Origin of the sequence: Agromyces tropicus, assembly GCF_039531345.1 — a bacterium.
Taxonomy (GTDB): domain Bacteria; phylum Actinomycetota; class Actinomycetes; order Actinomycetales; family Microbacteriaceae; genus Agromyces; species Agromyces tropicus.
In genome coordinates this window covers 133,299-148,832 of sequence record NZ_BAAAPW010000007.1, presented here as the reverse complement: position 1 = coordinate 148,832, position 15,534 = coordinate 133,299, and the positions used below count along the sequence as shown (strand labels likewise).

The following is a 15,534-nucleotide window of genomic DNA, read 5'->3' as shown; positions in this document are numbered from 1 at the left end:
GATGCCGCATGGCATCCGCCCCCTTCGTCGTGTCCGGCGCGCGTCGAGCCGACGGGGATCGTTCCCGGCCCTCGTCGGAGGAGCCGCCGAGCTCTCGCGGCGCGCGGCGACGCGGTCGACTCGCGCCGCGACAGGTGACCGGACGTGCCGCAGCGGCGTCGAGCCGAGGACGGGCGCGAGAGGGCCGATTCGACCGGCCCGTCCCGCGGGGCGCATCACACGCCGGAACGTCCTCCAGCGCCCGCACAGCGGCGCTCCCGCACGGCCATCGCCCGCGACCCGGTCCGCCGGCCGTCGCCCACCTCGCTCGGTGCGCAGGCCGCATCGCCCCGTGTCCGGGTCCGCGCGCGTCGCTCGTCCCCTCGCGCAGGTTCCCGCCCAGCGACCGGGTCCGCCGCACCGCGCAGCATCCCGCCGCCCCTCGGCCCCCGTCCACGCGCACGACGACCACCCCGGAACGGCCCCGCACTTGCGATGGGTCGCCACGGCCCGGGCACGCGAAAGGGCCCCGGCCGAAGCCGGGGCCCTCCCTACCGCGTCAGCAGATCAGCCGATGCGGGTGTAGGTGTTGTCGTCACCGTACTGGTAGATGCCGATGGTGGCCTCGGTCGGGTCACCGTTCTCGTCGAGCGTGATCGGACCGGACGCACCGTCGTAGTCGACCTGCTGGCCCTCGGCGAGGAGCGCCGCGGCGTCGGCGAAGGTCGTGACCTTCTCACCGTCGCCCGAGCCGCCCGACACCTGCTGCAGGTACGCGCCGATGTCCGCACCGTCCGTGCTGTTCGCCGCGTAGGCGGCCAGCGCGATGAGGATGAGCGCGTCGTACGACTCCGGGCCGTAGCTGAAGCTGTCGAGGGCGGGGTCGATGCCCAGCATGCGGTCCTGGAAGTCCGCCTCGAGCTGCGGGCCGGGCAGCGTGCCCTTCGCGCCGGCGACCAGGCCGGGAGCGAAGTCCGCGCTGTAGTCGGCCAGGTTGCCGTCGACGAAGTACAGCTGGTCGCCCGGGTAGCCCGCGCCGACGAGCGCCGGCACGACGACCTTCGCCTCGTCGAACGTGATGACCGCGACCGCGTCGGGGTTGGCGGCGTTGATCGACGACAGCTGCGCGTCGAAGTTCGAGTCACCGGTGTTGAACAGCTCCTCGGCCACGACCTCGCCGCCGGCGGCCTCGAAGGCCTCCTTGGTGGCGTCGGCCAGACCCGTGCCGTACGGGTCGTTCAGCACGAGCAGGCCCAGCGTCGACGCGCCGTCGGACGCGATCAGGTTGCCGAGGACCTCGCCCTGGAGCAGGTCGGACGGGGCCGTGCGGAAGTACAGGCCGTTGTCGTCGTAGTCCGTGAAGTCGGGCGACGTGTTGGCCGGCGAGAAGTGCACGACGCCGGCCGACGTGATCTGGTCGATGACCGTGAAGGACACGCCCGACGACGCCGCACCGATGATCGCCGACACGTCCTGCGAGAGGAGGTCGGTGACCGAGACGGTCGCGATGTCGGTCGTGGTGTCACCCGAGTCGCGGTAGACGACCTCGACCGAGATGCCTGCGTCGGCGTCGTTGATCTCCTCCGCGGCGAGCGCCACACCGGCTTCCTCGGGCGGGCCGAGGAAGGCGAGGGTGCCGGACTGCGGCAGGATGGTGCCGACCTTCAGGGTGAGGTCGCGGTCACCCGCCTCGATGGGCAGGGCGTCACCGGTGTCTGCCGGCGCCTCTGACTCGGCCGGTGCGGTGTCGCCGCCCGTGCTGCACGCGGTGAGGAGGAGGGCGGAAACGCCGGCAACGGCGATGCCCGTCCAAGCCGCGCGAGCCGAGCGCGAGGCGTTGGCCCTCGCGAATACGCTCATGATGCTCCTTGGGACTGAAGGATCGGTACACAAACAGCGTCTGTCGACGCCGGTGTATCGACCGTATTGCCGGGCCGGAGCGGAAACAAGATTGCGGCGATCACAACCCGGTAACGCACACGGAATCGTTATCCGAGTGTCATGCGGCGAAGGTCATGCGCACGAATCCGGCGTTCCGCCGCAGTTTCGCGCACGCGTGCACCATTCCGGCCCCGCGGCGCGAACCCCCGTCCGGGGGCCGTGCCCTGACTCAGACCGGCTCGAGCGAGGCCGCGCGGCGCGCCGCCCGCGCACCGCGCACGAGGTCGAACGTGAGCACGACCAGCGCGATCCAGACCAGGCCGAACCCGAGCCAGCGCTCCGGCGGCATCGGCTCCTGGAGCACGAACACGCCGACGAGGAACTGGATGAAGGGCGCGAAGTACTGGATGAAGCCCATGTAGATCAGCGGGAGTCGCCGCGACGCGGCCGCGAACAGCAGGAGCGGGACGGCGGTGACCGCACCCGCGCCGGCCAGCAGCACCGTGTGCCATCCGCTCACCGTGCCCATCGTGAGGCCCGTCGTCGAGGCGACGACCACGAGCAGGATCGCGGCGACCGGCGCGAGCCACGCCGTCTCGAGCGTGAGCCCCGAGATCGCGTCGACCCGGGGCCCGACGTGCTTCTTGATGAGCCCGTAGAAGCCGAAGCTGAAGGCGAGCACGAGTGCGATCCAGGGCAGCTGCCCGTACCCGACGGCGAGGACCGCGACCGCGACGATGGAGATGCCGACCGCCGTCCACTGCACGGCGTTCAGCCGCTCGCGGAGCACGAGCACGCCGAGGAAGACCGTCACGATCGGGTTGATGAAGTACCCCAGCGCCGCCTCGACGACCTGCCCGCTCAGGGTGGCGTAGACGTACGTCAGCCAGTTGGCGAAGATGAGCACGCCGGCCGCGCCCATCGTGAGCACCACCCGGCGGTCGCGCAGGAGCGCGCGGAAGGGACGCCAGGTGCGCGTGATCGCGATGAGGGCGCCGCAGAAGACGAGCGACAGCAGGATGCGCCACGCCACGATCTCGACGGGACCCGTCGGTGCGAGGGCGATGAAGTAGACGGGGAGGAACCCCCAGAGGCCGTAGGCCGAGACCGCGAAGACGAGTCCGCTGCGGCTCGGACCGTCGGTCAGGCCGCGCGCCGGCGCGGCGGTGGACGGAGCGGATGACACGCGGCAAGCCTACGCGCGACCGCGGACACGTCACGGCGCGTCGACTGCCGTCCACCGTCGACATCCCGCCGCGGACGCGAGCCGGCCGCACGGCACGCGGACCGGGCCCCGTTCGCGTCGTCCCGGAGACGCGACGCGGCCCGGATGCCGTGTGGCATCCGGGCCGCGGACGAGCCGGTGTCGACTAGCGGACGACGACCGCGAGCACGTCGCGGGCCGACAGCACGAGGTAGTCCTCGCCGCCGAACTTCACCTCGGTGCCGCCGTACTTCGAGTAGATCACCTTGTCGCCGACGGCCACGTCGAGCGGCACGCGGTTGCCGTTGTCGTCGATGCGGCCCGGGCCGACCGCCACGACCTCGCCCTCCTGGGGCTTCTCCTTGGCGGTGTCGGGGATGACCAGGCCGGAGGCGGTGGTCTGCTCGGCCTCGACCTGCTTGATGACGATGCGATCCTCGAGCGGCTTGATGGAAACCGACACGGTTGACCTCTTTCTTGACGAAGACTGGGGTTAGCAGCCTCTGGACGAGAGTGCTAAGCCGAGTCTAAGGGGGTTCTGGCACTCGTGCAACGTGAGTGCCAGCGCCGGGCGCGGTGCTAGCGTGGCCCGCGTGGAACGCGACGAGCTGGTGCGGCTGCTCTCCCCCGAGGGCCTCGCGCTGCTCGACTCGCTGCCCGCGTACTCGTCGCGGTCCGACGTCGTCAGGGTCGTCGCCGACCTGCGCAAGCGGGGCCACGACCCCGGGCTCGTCGCGGCCGTGCTCAGCCAGTCACGGCTCCGTTCGAAGGCGCGCGCCAAGTTCGGCGAGTTCGCCGACCGGATGCTCTTCACCGGACCCGGCCTCGAGCAGGCGACCCGCCTCCGCGTCGCCGCGCTGCACGCCGGACGGTTCGCCCGCGCCGGGTTCCGCCACGTCGCCGACCTCGGCTGCGGCATCGGCGGCGACGCCCTCGCCATGGCCGCGATCGACCTCGAGGTGACCGCCGCGGAGGCCGACGAGGTCACGGCCGCCGTCGCGGCCTTCAACCTCACGCCGTTCCCCAAGGTGCGGGTCCTGCACGCACGCGCTGAGGACGTCGCGCTCGGCGGCATCGATGCGGCGTGGCTCGACCCCGCGCGCCGCACCACGTCCGGTGGGACCACGACCCGCCTGGCCGACGCCGCCGAGTACTCGCCGCCGCTCGACTTCGTGTTCGGCCTCGCCGAGCGCATGCCCGTCGGGGTGAAGCTCGGCCCGGGCACCGACCGCGACGTCGTCCCCGACGGCGCGGAGGCCCAGTGGGTGTCGGTCGACGGCGACGTCGTCGAACTCGTCGTCTGGACGGGCGCGCTCGCTCGCGCGGGCATCGGCCGCGCGGCGCTCGTGATCCGCGGCGACGCGGCCCACGAGCTGGTCGCCCCGGCGGACTCCGAGGACGCCCCGGTGGGGCCGCTCGGCGACTACCTGTACGAGCCCGACGGCGCCGTCATCCGCGCCCGGCTCATCGGCGACCTCGCGCGCTCGATGGGTGCCTGGATGCTGAGCGACGGCATCGCGTACCTGACCGGCGACCGCGAGGTGCACACGCCGTTCGCGCGCGGCTTCCGCGTGCTGGAGCGACTGCCCGCGGACGAGCGCAGCCTCCGACGTGAACTGCAGGAGCGCGGGGTCGGCACGCTCGAGATCAAGAAGCGGGGGGTCGACGTCGACCCCGCAGCGCTGCGCACGCGCCTCAAGCTCAAGGGCGACGCGTCGGCCACGATCGTGCTCACGCGCGAGGAGGGCCGGCACGTCGCCGTCCTCGTCGAGCGGATGCCGCCGGCCGAGGCTCAGGTCGGGAGCGCGTCGAACACGATCGCGTAGTAGCCGATCCACACGCCCGAGAACACGAGGCCGGTCACGCCCGTGCCGATCCCGACGAATGCGAGCACGCGGCCGTGCTCCTCGCGGCGCAGCCCGAGCACCCCGAAGACGATCGCCGCGAGCGAGAGCGGCAGCATCCAGCCGACGAAGAGCGACGCGATCGCGCCGATCGAGCCGATCACGGCGGCGACGCGGCTGTAGACGCGACGCTGCTCGTCCTCCTCCTCGTACTCGGCGACGGACTCCACGCGGGGCGAGGCCGGGCGGCCGACGGTGAGCAGCTGGCCCGTCGGCAGCGCGTGCAGCTCGCCCGTGTCGAACGGCACGTCGTACTCGGTCGGCGCGGCGGGCCGGGCGGCGCCCGACGCCGGCGGGTCCGCGGGGCGGGCCGGTTCGGCGGGGCGGCGTTCCGGGCGCGGCGCGGCGGTGCGGGGTTCGTCGCGCACCGGCGGCCGGGCCGGCGTGGCCGGGCTCCGCGGCCCGTCTGCGTCGGGCGGCATCCGTTCGTCCGTCACGGGCGCCTCAGTAGCCGAAGTAGTACCGACCGGGCGCGCCGAACAGCACGCCCCAGAGGATGAAGGAGAGCAGGGCGATTCCGATGCCCACGAAGCCGAGGATGAGGCCGGTCAGCCACATGCCCCGGGACGCGGGCTCCTTGCTGCGCCCGAGGAAGCCGAGGATGACGGCTGCCGTCGGCACGAAGAGCTGCAGGACGCCGCCGACGAACGGGATGATCGCGATGGGCGAGCCGACCACGCCGATGATGCCCGCGATCAGCGAGATCAGGCTGAGGACCGGGGTGGGCCGGGCGGACGACGGGGCGGCGTACGCGGCCGAGGCGCCGTAGGCGACCGAGCCCACGGCGGGAGGGACCGCGCCGGCCGCGGGCGGCGCGACGGGATCCCACGGCCCGCCGGCCGTGGCGGCGGCGCCGGGCGCACCTGCGTCGGCGGCGGGCGGAGGCGGGGTGCTCGTTGCGCCGTACGGCGTCGCCGGGCCCGCCGGCGGCGGCACGACCGGAGGGGCGGGCGGCGCCGGCGGCTCGGGAGCACCGGGCGGCTCGGGGGCACCGGGGACCTCCGGCGCGGCCGGCGTCTCGGGCGCCGTCGGCGGTTCGGGCGCGCTCGGCGGGCTGGGCTCCGGCTCCGGCACGGAGGGCGGGGCGGGCTCCGCGGGCACGGGGGGCTCGACGGGCTCCACGGGCACCGCCGGCTCCGACGGGTTCGGCGCGTCCGGCTCCGTCGGTCGGTCGGGGGTGGTGGGATCGCTCATGTCGAGCCCCTTCCGTGCTGCGGGTGGATCAGTACGTCGTGTAGTTTCCGCTGCTGATCGCGGCGCCGATGATCGCGAACCAGACGATCGCGACGATGATGCCGATGACGAGCCCGGCGTAGCCGATGATCAGGCCGGCGATGGCGAGGCCGCGGCCCTGCTCGCCGGTCTTCTTGATCTGGCTCAGGGCGATGTGGCCCGTGATGATCGCGACGAGCGAGATGAAGAACGCCGAGACCAGCGACACGATCGCCAGGACGTTGGTCTTCTGCGACGCCGGGGCGCCGTACGACGGGCTCGAGCCGTACGACGGGCTGGAGCCGTACGCGGGCGCCGGCTGCGACGGCTGCGCGGGCGGCGGCGGCGGGACGTTCTGCGCGTTCGGATCCGGCGTGTTGGGGTCGGTCATGTGCTGCTCTCCCTCATGTGCAAGCGTGGACCCGGCCATGCTGGCAGCGCCCCGGGCGCGGTGTCAACGATTCGGGACGCGGGTCGACGCCCCGCGTTCGCGGGGTCTTTCACGCTCACCATAGCGCGAGCGCCGCCTGCGCCGCGGTGGGGACCGCTGCCCGTCGCGACTCAGGTCTGGATGTCGGTCACCGGCAGGGTCGAGTCCGCCCCGAACCCCAGGCCGGACGGCTCGTGCCCGGCCATGATCAGGCGGGACCCGAGCGCGGCGATCATGGCGCCGTTGTCGGTGCAGAGCGACAGCGGCGGGATGCGCAGCGCGATGCCCGCGGCATCCGCGCGCTGCTCCGCGACCTCGCGCAGCCGCCGGTTGGCCACGACCCCGCCGCCGAGGAGCAGACGGGGCACCCCGAGGTCGGTGCACGCCGCGATGGCCTTCGACACGAGCACGTCGACGACGGCCTCCCGGAAGCTCGCCGCGACGTCGGCGAGCGGCACGGGCTCGCCGGCCGCCTCGCGCTGCTCGACCCACCGCGCCACGGCGGTCTTGAGGCCCGAGAACGAGAAGTCGTAGCGATGCCGTTCGAGGTCCTTCGGACGCGTGAGGCCGCGGGGGAAGCGGATGGCGTCGGGGTCGCCGCCGACCGCGGCCCGATCGATCTCGGGGCCTCCGGGGTACGGCAGGCCGAGCAGTCGCGCGACCTTGTCGAAGGCCTCGCCGGCGGCGTCGTCGATCGTCTCGCCGAGCAGCTCGACGTCGGAGTCGAGGTCGCGCACGAGCAGCAGCGACGTGTGCCCGCCCGAGACGAGCAGCGCGATGCTCGGCGTCTCGAGCGGTTCGCCGCCGAGCAGGTCGGCGCCGACGTGCCCGACCAGGTGGTTCACGGCGTAGACGGGCGTCCCGAGCGAGAGCGCGAGCGCCTTGGCGGCGCCGACGCCCACCATGAGCGCGCCCGCGAGCCCGGGTCCGCTCGTCACGGCGACGGCGTCGAGGTCGGCGAGGTCGACGGATGCCTCGTCGAGCGCCGCACGGATCGTGGGGCCGAGCGCCTCGAGGTGGGCGCGCGCGGCCACCTCCGGCACGATCCCTCCGTAGCGCGCGTGCTCCTCCATCGACGAGGCGATGGCGTTGGCGAGCAGTTCGGTGCCGCGGACGATGCCGACGCCGGTCTCGTCGCAGGAGGTCTCGATGCCGAGCACGAGCGGGGCGTCGCGGTTCACAGCGGTCCTCCTGCGGGGGCGATGGGCGAGTCGGGCCGGTCGGCCGCCGCGGCGGGGCGGGCGACGGCGGGGCGGGCGACGGCGGGCGGCACCTCGAGGCGCATCGCGATCGCGTCGACCCCGTCGGGCTGGTAGTAGCCGCGACGGACGCCGATCCCGACGAACCCGAGGGACTCGTAGAGCGCCTGCGCCACGGGGTTGTCCGCACGCACCTCGAGGAACACCTCCGTCGCCTCGCGCCGCCGCGCCTCGTCGATGAGCGCGTGCATGAGCGCGCGACCGAGCCCGCGGCCGCGGTGCGCCGTGTCGACGGCGATGGTCTGGATGTCGCCCTGCCCCGACCCGCGCGGCGCGAGCAGGCCCGCGTACGCGACCGGATCGGCGGGCCGTGCGTCGTCGATCGCGACGAGGTAGTACGTATGGGCGCCGGACAGCTCGGACCGCATCGCGGACTCCGACCAGGCGTCGCCGGCGAAGGTCTCCCGCTCGAGCCGCATGATCGCGGCCAGGTCGTCGAGGCCGGCCCGGCGCAGCATGAGGCTCACCGGAGCACCCGCTTCCCGGCGGACGGCGTCACGTCGGGCGCGCGCAGGTAGAGCGCCTCGTCGTCGGCGACGGGCAGCCGCCGTGCGGCGTGGGCCAGTTCGGCGACCATGCCGAGCGAACCGGCCGAGACGGTGTCGGCATCGAGGCGCACGCCGGCGGCCTCGGGCACGGCGTCGCGCGGCTCGAGTCGCGGCGGCCGGACCCGGACGGGCAGCCCGTCGGCGTCGAGGCCGTCGTACTCCGTCACGGCGGACTCGCGCCGGCGCGCGTCGGTCACCACCTGCAGCGGACCCGCTCCCCCGGCGGCGTACCACGCCAGCGCGACCGCGTCGTGGCTGACCACGGGCACGACGGGGCGCCCGATGCCGAGCGCGAACGCCCGAGCGGCGGCGATGCCGACGCGGAGTCCCGTGAACGGCCCCGGGCCCATGCCTGCGGCGACGCCGGAGAGGTCGGCGGGCGTCACGCCCGCGCGATCGAGCACGTCGCGGATGCCGTCGCCGATGACCTCGGCGTGCCGCATGGTGTCGTCGGTGCCGACCTCGGCGAGGATGCCGCCGTCCCGGTCGACCACGGCGACGCTCGTCCCGGTGGACGTGTCGATCGCGAGGAGCATGGCATCAAGCCTAGATGCGCGGGGCCGGGAGCCCGCCGTGCGCCGGCACCGGCCGACGCAGGCACGAGGTCAGCCCCGGCCGCCCTCGAGTTCCGCCTGCACCGAGAAGGGCGTGCCCGCCCACCGCGGACCGTGCCCGAGCAGGTCGACGGTGCGCGGCTCGTCGGCGTCCAGGTCGTCGTCGGCCGTCGTCTCGCCCGAGGCGCCGTGCGGACGGGCGATGACGGCCTCGAGCCACGAGTCGCTCACGCCGTCGAGGAGCCCGGCACCCCACTCGACGACCACGACCGCGCGCGCGAAGTCGAGGTCGAGGTCCTCGAGCTCGGCGGCGCCGCCCAGTCGGTACGCGTCGACGTGCACGAGGGGGGGCCCGCCGGCGAGGTTCGGATGCGTGCGCGCGAGCACGAACGTCGGGCTCTGGACCGGGCCGCGGACCCGGAGCCCCGCGCCGATGCCCCGGGTGAGCGTCGTCTTGCCGGCCCCGAGGGGGCCGGTGAGCACCACGAGGTCGCCGGCCCGCAGCTCGCCGCCGAGTTCGCGCCCGAGCGACTCCATCGCGTCGGCGTCGGGGATCGTGCGGCGCATCAGGACCCCTCCAGGTGCGTGCGCGGCACGCGCGACCCGATGCGCGTGACGATCTCGTAGCCGATCGTGTCGGCCGCGTCGCCCCAGTCGTCGGCCGACGGCGCGCCGGTGGCCGGATCGCCGAAGAGCACGACCTCGTCGCCGACGGCGACCTCCGCCTCGCCGACGTCGACGAGGAACTGGTCCATGGCGATCCGGCCGGCGACGGGGTACCGGACGCCGTCGATCGCGACCTCCGCGCGGCCCGACGCCTGCCGCGGCACGCCGTCGGCGTAGCCGAGCGGCACGAGCGCGAGGGTGGTCGGATGCGGCGCGCGCCACGTGTAGCCGTAGGACGCCCCGGTGCCGGGATCCACCCGCCGGACCGCGGCGATGCGCCCGCGCAGCGTCATCGCCGGGCGCAGGCCGAGCTCGGCTGCGGTCGTGCCGTCGCCGAACGGCGGCACGCCGTAGACGCCGATGCCCACGCGGACCAGGTCGAGGCGCGCGTCGGGCATCCGCAGGGCGCCGGCCGTGGCCGCGAGGTGTCGCACGTCGGGCGACAGCCCCGCCCGCTCGGCTCGGGCCACCCCGTCGAGGAACGCCTGGAGCTGCGCCGCGTCCTCGCCCGGGGACGTGTTCGACAGGTGGCTGAACAGCCCGCGGACCCGGATCCGGCCGTCATCCTCGAGGTCGGCGGCGCGCGCGACCACGGACGCCCAGTCGTCCCGGGCGATGCCGTTGCGACTGAGGCCGGTGTCGAGCTTGAGGTGCACGGTCGCCGCGCTCCCGGCCCCGGTCGCGGCATCCGCCATCGCCTCGAGCTGCGCGAGCGACGAGACGCCGAGCTCGATGCCGTGCGCGATCGCGGGCTCGAACCGGGCCGCCGGATCGTGCAGCCACGCCAGCAGGGGCGCGTCGATGCCGGCGTCGCGCAGCGCGTGCGCCTCGTCGAGGTCGGCGACGCCGAGCTCGTGCGCGCCGCCGGCGAGCGCGGCCCGTGCGACCGGGACGGCTCCGTGGCCGTACGCGTCGGCCTTGACGACCGCCATCACGCGCGCCGGCGCGACGATCGAGGCGAGGTGCGCGACGTTCGCACGCACGGCGTCGAGGTCGACGACGGCCTCTCGGAAGGGCGAGCGCACGTGGCGCGGGTTCACGGGGTCTCCTCGGTCGGTGCGGCGAGCGCCTCCCGCGAGGAGGCCGCCCGTCCGACGCCGCGCTCGAGCACCACGAAGGCGCTCGCGATGCCGGCGTCGTGGCTCATGGACAGGTGGACGCGGTCGATGCCGAGCGACTCGACGTGGGCGGACAGTGCGCCGGAGAGGGCGAAGTCGGGGTTGCCGTCGGCGTCCTGCACGATGCGCATGTCGTGCCAGCGGATGACGGCGTGGCCGCCGAGCGCCTTGATCAGCGCCTCCTTCGCCGCGAAGCGCGCGGCGAGGGACCGCACCGGCCGCTCGCGTTCGCTCTCGGCGAACAGGCGCTCCGTCAGTCCGGGCGTGCGCTCGAGCGACCGCCCGAAGCGCGCGATGTCGACCACGTCGATGCCGATGCCCGCGATCACGCGTTCCCTCCCGTGCCCACGGTTCGAGTCTGCCGCACCGGAGGCGCGCGCGGGTGCCGGACCGGCCGGCACCCGCGCCGCGCTCACTCCACGGTGACGGACTTCGCCAGGTTGCGCGGCTGGTCGACGTCGAGGCCCTTGGCCTGCGAGAGCTCCATCGCGAAGATCTGCAGCGGCACGACCGCGAGCAGCGGCTCGAAGAGCGGCGCGGCCAGCGGGATCCGGATCACCTCGTCGGCGAACGGCAGCACCGCGGCATCCCCCGCCTCGGCGATCGCGATGACGCGGGCGCCGCGCGCGCGGATCTCCTGGATGTTCGAGACGACCTTCGGGTGCAGGTTCGCCGAGTGGCGCGGGCTCGGCACGACCACGAAGACCGGCTGGCCCGGCTCGATGAGCGCGATCGGGCCGTGCTTGAGCTCGCCCGCCGCGAAGCCCTCGGCGTGGATGTACGCGAGCTCCTTGAGCTTCAGCGCGCCCTCGAGCGCGATCGGGTACCCGACGTGGCGGCCGAGGAAGAGCACCGAGCGGGTGTCGCTCATCCAGTGCGCGAGCTCGCCGACCCGGTCCGCCTGCTCGAGCACGGTGCCGATCTTCTCGGGGACGGCCTGCAGCTCCTCGACCTGCTCGGCGAGCCGGGCGTCGCTGAGCGTGCCGCGCACGCGAGCGAGGTGGAGGCCGAAGAGGTAGAGCGCCGTGATCTGGGCGACGAACGCCTTCGTCGAGGCGACCGCGACCTCGGGACCGGCGTGGGTGTAGACGACCGCGTCGGACTCGCGCGGGATGGTGGCGCCCTGCGTGTTGCAGACCGAGATCGCCCTGGCGCCCTGCTCGCGCGCGTACTTCACGGCCATCAGCGTGTCCATGGTCTCGCCGGACTGGCTGATCGAGACGACGAGCGTGTGCTCGTCGATGACCGGGTCCCGGTAGCGGAACTCGTGGCTCAGCTCGACCTCGACGGGGATGCGGGCCCACTGCTCGATGGCGTACTTCGCCACCATGCCCGCGTACGCGGCGGTGCCGCAGGCGACGACCGTGATGCGGCGGATGTCGCGCAGCGCGTCGTCTCCGAAGCCCTCGAGCTCCGGGATGGCCACGACCCCGTCGGTGATCCGGCCGCGGATCGTGTTCGCCACCGCGTCGGGCTGCTCGGAGACCTCCTTGCGCATGAAGGACGACCAGCCGCCCTTCTCGGCGGCCGACGCGTCCCACGCGACGTCGAAGGGCTCGACCTCGACGACGGCGCCGTCGAAGTCGGTGACCGTGACGCCCTCGGCGGTGATCGCGACGATCTGGTCCTGGCCGATCGCGACCGCGCGCTTGGTGTACTCCACGAACGCCGCGACGTCGGACCCGAGGAAGTTCTCGCCGTCGCCCAGCCCGATCACGAGCGGGGAGTTCCGGCGCGCGCCGACGACGACGCCCGGCTCGTCCTTGTGGACGGCGAGGAGCGTGAACGCGCCCTCGAGCTGCGACACCGTGCGACGGAACGCCTCGCGCAGGTCGCCGGTCTCGCCGTAGAGCCTGCCGAGGAGGACCGCGGCGACCTCGGTGTCGGTCTCGGACTCGAACGAGAAGCCCTCGGCCAGCAGCCCGTCCTTCAGCTCGGCGAAGTTCTCGATGATGCCGTTGTGGATGAGCGCCAGCCGGCCCTCGTCGCCGAGGTGCGGGTGCGCGTTCCGATCGGTGGGCCCGCCGTGGGTCGCCCAGCGGGTGTGGCCGATGCCGGTTCCGCCGGGGCGGATGGGGTGCCGATCGAGTTCGTCGGCGAGCACCTGCAGCTTGCCGGCGCGCTTGGCCGTCTCGATGTCGCCCGAGCCGTCGACGACGGCGACGCCCGCCGAGTCGTAGCCACGGTATTCGAGGCGGCGAAGGCCGCCCATGAGGACGTCGAGGCTGTTGCGCTCTCCGACGTATCCGACGATTCCACACATGGGCTCGATTGTATCCGCGGCGACCTGTGCGACCGCCGGGCCGGTGGAGGGCGGACCCTGGACGCCTCGACACCCCGTCGGAGCAGGCGTCGACGCTCGGCCGGAGCACCCGTCGGCGCTCCGTCGGAGGGCCCGTCAGGGGCGTCGGCGCGCCCGCACTAGACTGTCCCGGTGCCCGATCCGCAGAGCCCGTCGACGCACACGCAGCCCTCCCCGTTCGTCGAACTCGACCGAGACTCGTGGGCGGCCCTCGCGCCGTCCATGCCGGCGCCGCTCCGAGAGACCGAGATCGTGCAGCTGCGCGGCCTCGGCGAACCCCTCGACCTCCGCGAGGTCGCCGAGGTGTACCTCCCGCTCAGCCGGCTGCTGAACCTCTACGTCGGCGGCACGAAGGCGCTGCACGAGGTCACGAGCACCTTCCTCCGCGAGCGCTTCGAGGCGACGCCGTTCGTCATCGGCGTCGCCGGGTCGGTCGCCGTGGGCAAGTCGACGATCGCGCGCCTGCTCCGCGAGCTCCTCGCCCGCTGGGAGCACACCCCGCGGGTCGAGCTCGTCACGACGGACGGCTTCCTCTTCCCCAACGCCGAGCTCGAGCGCCGCGGCCTCATGGCGCGCAAGGGCTTCCCCGAGTCGTACGACCGCCGGGCCCTGCTCCGGTTCGTGAGCGAGGTGAAGTCCGGCGCGCCGGAGGTCCGCTCGCCCTTCTACTCGCACCTCGCCTACGACATCGTGCCCGACGCCCAGATCACGGTCCGGCGCCCCGACGTGCTGATCGTCGAGGGGCTCAACGTGCTGCAGCCGCCCGGCCCGGGCCATCGGCTCGCGGTGAGCGACCTGTTCGACTTCACGATCTACGTCGACGCGCGCACGCGCGACATCGCCCGCTGGTACGAGGAGCGGTTCCTCAAGCTGCAGCGCGGGGCGTTCTCGAACCCGCGCTCGTACTTCCACCGCTACGCCAGCCTGACCGAGGACGAGGCTCGCGCCAGGGCGCGCTCGATCTGGCAGTCGATCAACGAGCCGAACCTGCTGCAGAACATCCGGCCGACCCGGTCGCGGGCCTCGCTCGTGCTCCGCAAGGACGCCGACCACACCGTGTCGAGCGTGTTGCTGCGCAAGCTCTGACGGCGGCCCGCGCCCGCCGCCTCAGTGCGCCAGGCGCTCGCGGACGACGTCGGCGAGACGGTTGGCGTGCGACTCGGCGTCCGCCTGCTCGGCGGCCTCGACCATGACGCGCACCATGGGCTCGGTGCCCGACGGGCGCAGCAGCACGCGCCCGGTGTCGCCGAGCTCCGCCTCGACGCCGCGGACGGCGTCGGCGATGCCGGCGTCGTCGTGCAGCGCGTGGTGGTCGACGTCGCGGACGTTCACGAGCACCTGCGGGTAGACCGTCATGACCTCGGCGAGCTCGGCGAGCGACTTGCCGGTGCGGGCCATCTCGGCCGCCAGGTGGAGGCCGGTCAGCACGCCGTCGCCCGTGGTCGCGAACTCGGTCATGATGACGTGCCCGGACTGCTCGCCGCCGAGGGCGTAGCCGCCCTCGGCGAGGGCCTCGAGCACGTACCGGTCGCCGACCCTGGTCTCGACGACGCGGATGCCGCGCTCGGCCATCGCGCGCTTCAGGCCGAGGTTCGACATCACCGTGACCACGAGGGTGTCGTCGGTGAGCGTGCCGCGCTCCTGCATCGAGACGGCGAGGATCGCCATGATGCGGTCGCCGTCGATGACGTTGCCGTCGGCGTCGACGGCGAGGCAGCGGTCGGCGTCGCCGTCGTGCGCGATGCCGAGGTCGGCGCCGTGCTCGAGCACGGCCTGCTGCAGGTGCTCGAGGTGCGTCGAGCCGACGCCGTCGTTGATGTTCATGCCGTCGGGATCGGCGCCGATCACGATGACCTCGGCGCCGGCGTCGCGGAAGGTCTCCGGCGACACGCCGGCGGCGGCGCCGTGCGCGCAGTCGAGGACGACGGTGAGGCCCTCGAGGCGGTTGGGCAGCGTGCCGAGCAGGTGGACCACGTAGCGGTCCTCGGCGTCGGCGAAGCGGCGGATTCGACCGACGCCGTCGCCGGTCGGGGCGAGCTTCTGCTTGCCGAGGTAGGACTCGATGCGGTCCTCGACCTCGTCGGGCAGCTTCGTGCCGCCGAACGAGAAGAACTTGATCCCGTTGTCGGGAGCGGGGTTGTGCGACGCCGAGATCATCACGCCGAAGTCGGCGCCGATGCTGTCGATGAGGAACGCCGTCGCGGGCGTGGGGATGACGCCGGCGTCGAGGACGTCGACGCCGGAACTGGCGAGGCCGGCCGAGACGGCGGCCGTCAGGAACTCGCCCGACACGCGCGGGTCGCGGGCGACGATCGCCACCGGGCGGCGGCCGGCCGCCCGGAGTTCGTCGGCGTGGCGGCCCTGGGTGAGGACCGCGGCAGCCGCCTGGGCGAGGCCCAGGGCCAGGTCAGCCGTGAGTTCACGGTTGGCCAGGCCCCGGACCCCGTCGGTTCCGAAGAGCCGAGGCATGTGAGGTG

The 15,534-nt window shown here is 73.7% G+C and carries 16 protein-coding genes; 2 read left to right on the top strand and 14 right to left on the bottom strand.

The features are described from left to right. Positions 1-546: 546 nt before the first annotated feature. From ABD230_RS18010 to groES, 3 genes are all read right to left on the bottom strand, one after another. Complete coding sequence (locus ABD230_RS18010; protein WP_344378188.1) at positions 547-1,839, bottom strand: ABC transporter substrate-binding protein; 1,293 nt, start codon at positions 1,837-1,839, stop codon at positions 547-549. Positions 1,840-2,089: 250 nt separating this feature from the next. Further along, positions 2,090-3,046: an EamA family transporter RarD gene (gene rarD, locus ABD230_RS18005; protein ID WP_344378186.1), complete on the bottom strand. Its 957-nt coding sequence runs from the start codon at positions 3,044-3,046 to the stop codon at positions 2,090-2,092. Positions 3,047-3,230: 184 nt separating this feature from the next. Further along, entirely contained in the window at positions 3,231-3,527 is a 297-nt protein-coding gene (gene groES / locus ABD230_RS18000) for a co-chaperone GroES (RefSeq protein ID WP_055894868.1), read from the bottom strand. Positions 3,528-3,657: 130 nt separating this feature from the next. Here groES and ABD230_RS17995 point away from each other — a divergent pair, with 130 nt between their 5' ends. After that, positions 3,658-4,890 (top strand): class I SAM-dependent methyltransferase, encoded by a 1,233-nt coding sequence (locus ABD230_RS17995; RefSeq protein WP_344378181.1) that lies wholly within the window; start codon positions 3,658-3,660, stop codon positions 4,888-4,890. Here the strand turns inward: ABD230_RS17995 and ABD230_RS17990 are convergent. From ABD230_RS17990 to glmS, 10 genes are all read right to left on the bottom strand, one after another. Next, positions 4,857-5,390, bottom strand: coding sequence for a hypothetical protein (locus ABD230_RS17990; protein ID WP_344378178.1), 534 nt, complete (start codon positions 5,388-5,390; stop codon positions 4,857-4,859). The two genes, ABD230_RS17995 and ABD230_RS17990, sit on opposite strands and share 34 nt — an antisense overlap. 22 nt (positions 5,391-5,412) lie before the next feature. Beyond that, positions 5,413-6,162 (bottom strand): hypothetical protein, encoded by a 750-nt coding sequence (locus ABD230_RS17985; RefSeq protein ID WP_344378175.1) that lies wholly within the window; start codon positions 6,160-6,162, stop codon positions 5,413-5,415. Positions 6,163-6,190: 28 nt separating this feature from the next. Then, complete coding sequence (locus ABD230_RS17980) at positions 6,191-6,571, bottom strand: DUF4190 domain-containing protein (RefSeq protein ID WP_344378173.1); 381 nt, start codon at positions 6,569-6,571, stop codon at positions 6,191-6,193. Between the two features lie 170 nt (positions 6,572-6,741). Further along, a complete protein-coding gene (tsaD, locus tag ABD230_RS17975; protein ID WP_344378171.1) occupies positions 6,742-7,791 on the bottom strand; it encodes a tRNA (adenosine(37)-N6)-threonylcarbamoyltransferase complex transferase subunit TsaD in 1,050 nt (349 codons plus the stop codon). Beyond that, complete coding sequence (gene rimI / locus ABD230_RS17970) at positions 7,788-8,327, bottom strand: ribosomal protein S18-alanine N-acetyltransferase (protein WP_344378295.1); 540 nt, start codon at positions 8,325-8,327, stop codon at positions 7,788-7,790. Before rimI ends, tsaD begins: the two co-directional genes overlap by 4 nt. 5 nt (positions 8,328-8,332) lie before the next feature. Then, a complete protein-coding gene (gene tsaB, locus ABD230_RS17965) occupies positions 8,333-8,953 on the bottom strand; it encodes a tRNA (adenosine(37)-N6)-threonylcarbamoyltransferase complex dimerization subunit type 1 TsaB (RefSeq protein ID WP_344378168.1) in 621 nt (206 codons plus the stop codon). A gap of 69 nt (positions 8,954-9,022) precedes the next feature. Next, complete coding sequence (gene tsaE / locus ABD230_RS17960; protein WP_344378163.1) at positions 9,023-9,538, bottom strand: tRNA (adenosine(37)-N6)-threonylcarbamoyltransferase complex ATPase subunit type 1 TsaE; 516 nt, start codon at positions 9,536-9,538, stop codon at positions 9,023-9,025. After that, on the bottom strand, positions 9,538-10,677 hold the full coding sequence (gene alr / locus ABD230_RS17955) for an alanine racemase (RefSeq protein WP_344378160.1): 1,140 nt from the start codon (positions 10,675-10,677) through the stop codon (positions 9,538-9,540). Before alr ends, tsaE begins: the two co-directional genes overlap by 1 nt. After that, a complete protein-coding gene (locus tag ABD230_RS17950) occupies positions 10,674-11,084 on the bottom strand; it encodes a holo-ACP synthase (RefSeq protein ID WP_344378158.1) in 411 nt (136 codons plus the stop codon). Before ABD230_RS17950 ends, alr begins: the two co-directional genes overlap by 4 nt. An 83-nt stretch (positions 11,085-11,167) precedes the next feature. Next, positions 11,168-13,018 (bottom strand): glutamine--fructose-6-phosphate transaminase (isomerizing), encoded by a 1,851-nt coding sequence (gene glmS, locus ABD230_RS17945; protein WP_344378155.1) that lies wholly within the window; start codon positions 13,016-13,018, stop codon positions 11,168-11,170. Positions 13,019-13,189: 171 nt separating this feature from the next. Between glmS and coaA the strand changes: the two genes are divergently transcribed. Next, positions 13,190-14,143: a type I pantothenate kinase gene (gene coaA, locus ABD230_RS17940; RefSeq protein WP_344378151.1), complete on the top strand. Its 954-nt coding sequence runs from the start codon at positions 13,190-13,192 to the stop codon at positions 14,141-14,143. Between the two features lie 21 nt (positions 14,144-14,164). Here coaA and glmM read toward each other — a convergent pair whose 3' ends face one another. Continuing rightward, positions 14,165-15,526 (bottom strand): phosphoglucosamine mutase, encoded by a 1,362-nt coding sequence (glmM, locus tag ABD230_RS17935; protein ID WP_344378148.1) that lies wholly within the window; start codon positions 15,524-15,526, stop codon positions 14,165-14,167. Between the last annotated feature and the right edge of the window lie 8 nt (positions 15,527-15,534).